Annotated in this window: 5 protein-coding genes; all 5 read left to right on the forward strand. The window is 40.6% G+C overall.

The window, feature by feature from the left end:
• The coding region (locus B4C08_RS05350; protein ID WP_296663769.1) for a pseudouridine synthase at positions 1-526 on the forward strand (526 nt) is incomplete at its 5' end.
• A gap of 100 nt (positions 527-626) precedes the next feature.
• Positions 627-1,919, forward strand: a complete 1,293-nt coding sequence (locus B4C08_RS05355) for a TetR/AcrR family transcriptional regulator (RefSeq protein WP_296663771.1) — start codon at positions 627-629, stop codon at positions 1,917-1,919.
• The gene (locus tag B4C08_RS05360) at positions 1,916-3,331 is read left to right on the forward strand and encodes a TolC family protein (protein WP_296663773.1); all 1,416 of its coding nucleotides are present in this window, start codon (positions 1,916-1,918) and stop codon (positions 3,329-3,331) included. The genes B4C08_RS05355 and B4C08_RS05360 overlap by 4 nt, the downstream gene beginning before the upstream one ends.
• Position 3,332: 1 nt before the next feature.
• Positions 3,333-4,286, forward strand: a complete 954-nt coding sequence (locus tag B4C08_RS05365; RefSeq protein WP_296663774.1) for an efflux RND transporter periplasmic adaptor subunit — start codon at positions 3,333-3,335, stop codon at positions 4,284-4,286.
• Between the two features lie 63 nt (positions 4,287-4,349).
• On the forward strand, positions 4,350-7,273 hold a 2,924-nt coding region (locus B4C08_RS05370), incomplete at its 3' end, for an efflux RND transporter permease subunit (protein ID WP_296663776.1).

The raw sequence follows: 7,273 nt of genomic DNA on the forward strand, positions 1-7,273 counted from the left end.
TGACACAGAAACAGAAGGCTTGCTTTTAATTGCCGCAACACAAGAATGCTACAACGCATTTATAAATTTTCAACGTGAAGGCAAGTTTTTAAAAGGATATTCTGCAAAATGCCAGAAAATTGAAAAACAGATTGAAGGATTTCCTCCAGCTGAATTTCTGATAGAAAACAAATCAGATAGTGTAAAAAAATATACAGTTTCTTCAAGGTTCAGGCCTTTTTCTTTGAAATCAAAGCAAGTCCGCCCTGTAACAAACGGCTCTGGAAAAGCGGCGCAGAAAAAATGCAGCGAAAAAATTTACACAACGGAAATAATTTTGGACACAGAAAAACTTTTTGCAAAATGTTCTATAAAAAAGGGCTACCGTCACCAAGTAAGATGCCATTTAGCTTGGCTTGGTCTTCCAGTCCGCGGAGACAAGCTTTACAATCCGTTTTGCAGCCAAAATGAAGAAATGCAGTTCTTTGCGGACTACTTAAAATTTCCTCATCCTTTAACCGGCAAAATTATTGAATGCTCCTACTAAATTAGCCCAAATACTAATTACGTTTCTGTTTCTTATTGACTTTTGTTAAAATGTTGTTTATATTTTGGTTACCGATTATTCGGTAACGCTATAGTCAAGTATGGAAAAGAAGCAGAATTCAACAAGGGACAAAATCATCCAGTCAGCATTCTCTTTTTACGATATGCTTTTTTTTGAAAGAATTTCACTTTCAAAAATTGCTGCAAAAGCCGGCATTACAAAACCTGCTATTTACAAACATTTTAAAAGCCGCGAAGACTTGGAAAACGCAATGAAGTCTTTGATTCTTAGCGATATTGCCGATACAATCAAAAGCTGCGGAAAATATAAAAACGAAGAATCAATCCTTGAAAAAGTCATAGTTCTTCTTTGCAAGAAAAAATCGTATTTTTACTTTATACTTTCCAATTCACTTGAATTCAGCATTGACAACTTTTTAATGGAGATAGAGAAGCACGATATTGCTGACTTAAATTTAGAAACCATTTTTGACAACTGCGGAAATGTTGCAGACATTGAAGTTTACAAAAAAATTCTTTTTGTTTCCGCCACAATGATTTTTTTCCAAGGCGCAAGAGACTTTATTCTGCTAAACAAAAAGCTACCTGATTCTGATGAAAATATTCAGGAATATGCGGAAAAACTTTCCAAGTTCATTATATCCGGCGGACTTGGACATGACATAAAAGACACTGACGCTCTCAGGCTTTCCCAGCTTGACCTTCTTTGCAGCAAGGAAATTCAGTCTTTAAAAGAGCCTTGCAAGTTTTTTATAGCCATCGGAAATGTTGTGCGCCGTGTGGGATTTTCAAAAACCACAATTGAAGAGCTTGCAAAAGAGCTTGGACTTGCAAAAAGCAGCCTGTACACAAATTTCAGTTCAAAAAAAGAAATGTTCGAAGCTCTCATAAAAGAAGAATGCCTGAATTTATTTCACGTGATTAAGAAGAATCTTCTTTATGCAAAAAACAGCGCGGAATGTGTCTACATTTTTATGGAAACAGAAATTGAATTTTTCCTAAAGAGAAAAGGCTTGCTTTATGTTTGCCGCTGGCTCACGTTCCAAAATTCAAAGGATGATTTTAAAATCAAGGCAATGCACGAAAAAAGAGAAAAGACAATTGGCAAAGACGAGCAGCTTGACTTTACGTCTTTTATTCTCAACGCCGACATTATAACCCAGATTCCAGATTTTGGAACTCCAAAGATGGATGTGCAGATTATGTTCTCATGGATTTTCCATATGCCGATTTTTTTCTTGCTGCACAATGATCTTCATGATTTTCCAGAGGAATCAGTTCACGCTGCAATAAAGGACTTTTTTTATTGCATGGAAAAAGGAATTAATTTTATTGACAATAATGAAAATAATATTTCAGGAGGAAAGAAATGATTTTCAGCAAAAAGACATTTTTTAAGATTTCAGTCTTGCTTGCTATGTCTGGAGCTTTTGTCTTTGCTCAGGAAGCTTTGGTGCAGAACACTGAATCTGACAAAAAAACTGTAAACCTGACAATTTACGAAGCCGTGGACTATGCGCTTGAACACAGCCATTCACTCAAGACTGCCGACATTGACCTTGAAATCAAGGAGCGCGCCGGAAAAAACGCATGGAATGTTTTGCTTCCTACAGTTCAGGCTACAGGAACTCTTAACAGAACAACAGACATTTCTTCAAATTTGTCAGGAACAAACACAATGATGAAACTTCACGGACTTCCTGAAATTGAAGAGACTGAAAGCATGAAATGGACAGGAATCGCAAGCCTTTCAGTTGACTGGAATTTCAGCCTTGCAATGATTCAGCAGATAAGAGCTGCAAAAGCGGGCTACGAAGCCGGAAAAATCAGCTATGAGCAAAGTCTTGTTGAAACAGAAGTAAATGTAAAAAAACTTTTCTACGGACTTCTCTTGCAGCAGGAAAATTTAAACTTGCAGAAAACAACTCTTGAAAATTCAAGAAGACGCATGGTTCAGGCAGAAGCGAACTTTAAAAACGGAATGGTTCCAGAACTTTCAATGCTCCAGGCGCAAGTTACATACCAGAACAAAAGCCCGGAAGTAGCCCAGATGGAGCGTAAATTCCGCCAGCAGCTTGATACTTTTGCATTCCTTTTGGGACTTCCAGTTGGAACAGACATTGTTTTGCAAGGAAGCATTGAGCCTTTTTATGTTGACTTGCACTACGACACTCTTATTGAACGCTACGGAAACAACAGCCTAGACCTTCAGTCAATTGACAAGAACATTGAGCAGCTTCAGCGCAATCTTGACGCTTTAAATCTTAGCACTTACACACCGTTTTTCAATCTCAGCTACGGATTTAAGCCTATGCTCACTGATTTTCTTGACGCAGACAAAGGCGGATTCCCTACAGGCGGAGATTGGACAGATTCAGGCTCTATAAGCTTTACAATCGGATGGAACCTTACAAACATTCTTCCGTTCTCGTCAAACAGGCAGCAGGCAAAAGACTTGCAAGCAAATCTTGACAAGCTCAAGGTAAGCAGAGAAATGCTTCTTGAAAAACAGAAAATGACTGTCCGCAAATCCGTAGACACATTGATTCAGGCACGCGAGCAGATTCAGTCCATGAACAGAAGCATAACACTTGCACAGCGTTCTTACGACATGACAGTACGCGCTTACCGCAACGGAACAAGAGAACTTCTTGATGTGCGCGATGCAGAAGACCAGCTTAACACTGCAAAGCTCGGACTTGCAAACCAAAAGTTCAACTATATTTCAGCATTGCTTGACTTGGAAACAACTCTTAATACAAAACTCACCGGAGGAGAAAAATAAAATGAAAAAAACAAGCGCAAAACTACCTTTTATCTTGATGGCAGCGGCAATCTTGTCATCCGCATTGGTTTCCTGCAAGGAAAAATCAGAAAAAACAGCAAAGGAAGAAGAAGCTGAAACAATTTATGCTGTAAACGCAGACATTGTTCAGGCCGGAAACCTTGACGACTACTTGGAATTCGGCGGAGACGTTTCTTCTGTTTCCGCAGTTGACGTTTACCCAGACGCAGCAGGAAAAATCTCACGCATAAGAGTTGCTGTAGGCGACCTTGTAAAAAAAGACCAGATTATAGCCTACGTTGATCCAAGCCGTCCTGGAATGAACTACAGCGAAAACCCTGTAAAATCTCCTATTTCAGGAAGAGTAACTTCATTTCCGCCAACAATTGGCACAATGGTTTCTCAAAGCTATTCAATCGCAAAAATCAGCGACACAGACGAGCTTCAGATAAAGGTAAACGTAGCAGAACGCTTTATCAGCAGAATCCGCGAAAACCAGACTGCTGTTGTAAGTTTTGACGCATATCCGGGAGTTGAATTCAAGGCTCGTGTTTTTGAAGTTTCGCCTGTTTTGGACACAACTAGCCGCACAATGCTTGCAAAACTCAAAGTAGAGCCAGCCGACTCAAGAATAAAGGCAGGAATGTACGCCCGCGTAAAGCTCATTACTGACACAATCGAAGGAGCAGTTGTTGTTCCAAATGACGCCATTGTTTACCGCGACGGTAAGCCTTATGTATTTACAGCAAAATCAAAAGACACAGAATCCAGCGTAAACATGGTTTCTGTAAAAGAAGGTCTTTCCGTAGACAATAAGACAGAAATTCAGGAAGGTCTTAAAGAAGGAGACGTTATAATTGTAAAGGGACAGTCTCTTTTGAGCGACGGTTCCAAAGTAAAGATTCTTTCAATTTCTGGAAAAGCAGTTGAAAGCAAAACCGAAAATAAGGACTAAAATATGACATTTTCAGAAAAATGTGTAAATAAACCAGTAACAACACTGCTGATCTTTTTTATAATGGTCGCGCTGGGTATTTTCTGTATATTCGATATGCCGGTAGATATGTATCCAGACATGGACTTGCCGTATATGCTCGTTTATACAGCTTACGATGATGCAGGCCCGGAAGAAGTAGAGCAGAGCCTTACAAGAACAATGGAAAGCTCACTTTCTGGACTTAGCGGACTTAAGAAAATGCAGTCTCAGTCGCAGTCTGGAGCAAGCATTATATTTCTTGAGTTTGACTACGGAACAAACCTCGACACAGCGGCTATAGAAATCCGCGACAAGATTGATATTGTTCGAAGCTATTTGCCAGAAGATGCAGATTCTCCAATTACACTTAAGCTTGACCCTTCCATGATGCCTATTATGAACATTGTAGTTCAGGGCGACTTGACCCCGGAAGAGCTTAGAACAATCGCCGAGGACACAATCCAGCCGCGTCTTGAGCAGCTTGATGGAGTTGCTTCTGCAAACGTTATCGGCGGACGCGAGGAATCTATAAACGTAGACATTCCTAGAGACCGACTTGAAGCCTACGGACTTTCAATTTCTACAATCGCACAGATGATTGGAGCGCAGAACGTTCAAAGCTCAGGCGGAACAATCACTTCAGGCGATAAAAACTATACTATCAAAACAAGCGGAAAATACAAAAGCTTGGAAGATCTCAAGAACACGGTAATCACTTACAAAGCGGACTCTTTGGACAGCTCAAGGCTTATTACAGTAAAGCTCCGCGACATTGCCGATGTCTATGACGGCTACAAAGATGAAAGCACTCTTGCGTATTTGGACGGAAAGCCTTGCGTAATGCTTATGATTCAAAAGCAGAGTGGAAAAAATTCCGTTACAGCCGCAAAAAATGTAAGAAAGGCTATTGTAAAGCTCAAGGCGGATCTTCCTGCTGGAGTTGAGCTTGTAGAAACTTCAAACACAGTAGATATTATTGAACAGACAATCAATGAAGTTGTTTCTTCTGTTGTTCAGGGCGCGCTTCTTGCAGTTGCAGTTTTGTTTATATTCCTGCGCTCTCTAAAAAGTACATTTATCATCGGACTTTCAATTCCGATTTCAGTATTTGTAACACTCATGCTCATGTACTTTAAAGGCATGACAATAAACATGATTTCCATGGCTGGACTCCTCCTTGGAATCGGTATGCTTGTAGACAACTCAATCGTTGTTCTTGAAAACATCTACGCTTACCGCCAGAGAGACGCCAAGCCAAAAGTAGCGGCAATTCTCGGAAGCCAGGAAATGGTAACTTCCATAACCGCTTCAACTTTGACATCTGTATGTGTTTTTCTTCCGATGATTCTCTTTAGAAAAAAACTCGGAATCATGGGACAGATGTTCGACAGCCTTGCCTACACAATTATTTTCTCATTGATTTGCTCGCTGATTGTTGCGATTGCCCTTGTTCCGGTTCTTTGCTCAAGCTACCTTAAAATCGACAAGATTGTTGACGAAAGAAAAAGCGGAATCGGCTACGGAATAAACCAGGCATTCAACAAATTCTTCCTGAACCTCGACAACGGATATGCAAAGGGAGTCCGCTTTGTTCTTCACCACAGAAAGACATTTATCATAGTTCTTGTATGCTGCTTTGTCCTTTCTATAGTGAGCGTAAAATTCGTAGGCTTTATCTTTATGCCGGAATCCGCTTCAAATACAGTTGGAATTGAAGTTGAGCTTCCAATGGGAACAACACTTGAAGTTACAGAAGACACCTTGAGAACACTTGAGGAAATCGGAAAAAAAGAGCTTGTCGGCGTAAAATACACATCTGTAACAGTCGGCGGAACAAGCGTAATTTCCGCAAGCTCTGAAACAAACACAGGCGCAATCACTTGGACTTTGTATGAAGCCAAAGAACGTGAAAAAGGCTGGGACAACGAAAAGTCTGCAAAAGACAAGCTTAGAAAATACTTCAACACAATTCCAGGCGCAACACTTTCATTTGCAACAAATTCGAACAGCGCGTCTTCTGGAGAAATGAGCATCGACATCCGCAGCAACGACCTTGATCTTGTGCGCAACACAGCTGCCCAGGTTGAAAAAATTCTTAAAGAGCAGGCGACTGAACTTGTAACAGAAGTTTCAAGCGATGTTGAAGACGGACTTCCTCAGGCAGAAATTGTAGTTGACCGCGACAGAATGTACGAGCTTGGCTTGAACATTTACAATGTAGGCTCTGAAATCAATGCCGCAATCAATGGAAAAACTGCCAGCCGCTACACAAAGCTTGGAGACGATATTGACGTTATTGTCCGCCTTGCAGAAAAAGACAAGAAAAAACTTGCAGACCTTGACCAGGTTTCTGTAGTGAATTCAATGGGACAGAGAATTCCTCTTTCAAGCTTTGCACGTTACGAGGAAAATCTTTCGCCTGTTACGATTCTTCGTGAAGATCAGTCAAGAATTGTCCATGTTACAGCAAAGCCAGTTTCCGGTGTTTCCCTCGATGTTGTTCAGACAGGACTTTTAAAGATTATAAACGACAACATTCCAAAAGACGACGCTGTAACAATCTCCATAAGCGGAGACTACGAAGACATGATGGAAGCTGTTGTTAACTTCGGCGCAATTATAATTCTTGCCGCGGCATTGGTTTTCATTGTTATGGCAAGCCAGTTTGAGTCTCTTATTGACCCGTTCATTGTTATTCTTACAATTCCGTTCTCGTTCATCGGAGTTATGATGACTTACGCAATGGTCAATCAGCGTCTTAGCGTTGTTACAATCATGGGTATGCTCGTTCTAGTCGGAACAATCGTTAACAACGGTATTGTTCTTGTTGACTACACAAACCTTTTGAGAAAGCGTGGCTATGAGCTTGAGGAAGCTTGTGTTGAAGCTGCAAGAAACAGACTTCGTCCAATCTTGATGAGTACACTTACAACAGTTATTTCCCTTGCTCCAATGGCATTCTTCCC

Source organism: Treponema sp. UBA753, from assembly GCF_002297325.1.
In the GTDB taxonomy this organism is placed as follows: Bacteria; Spirochaetota; Spirochaetia; order Treponematales; family Treponemataceae; genus Treponema_D.

Excerpts from the sequence above, each read along its gene's own strand:
- B4C08_RS05355 (WP_296663771.1), top strand. The coding sequence starts at position 627 with ATGGAAAAGAAGCAGAATTCAACAAGGGACAAAATCATCCAGTCAGCA.
- B4C08_RS05360 (WP_296663773.1), top strand. The coding sequence starts at position 1,916 with ATGATTTTCAGCAAAAAGACATTTTTTAAGATTTCAGTCTTGCTTGCT.
- B4C08_RS05365 (WP_296663774.1), top strand. The coding sequence starts at position 3,333 with ATGAAAAAAACAAGCGCAAAACTACCTTTTATCTTGATGGCAGCGGCA.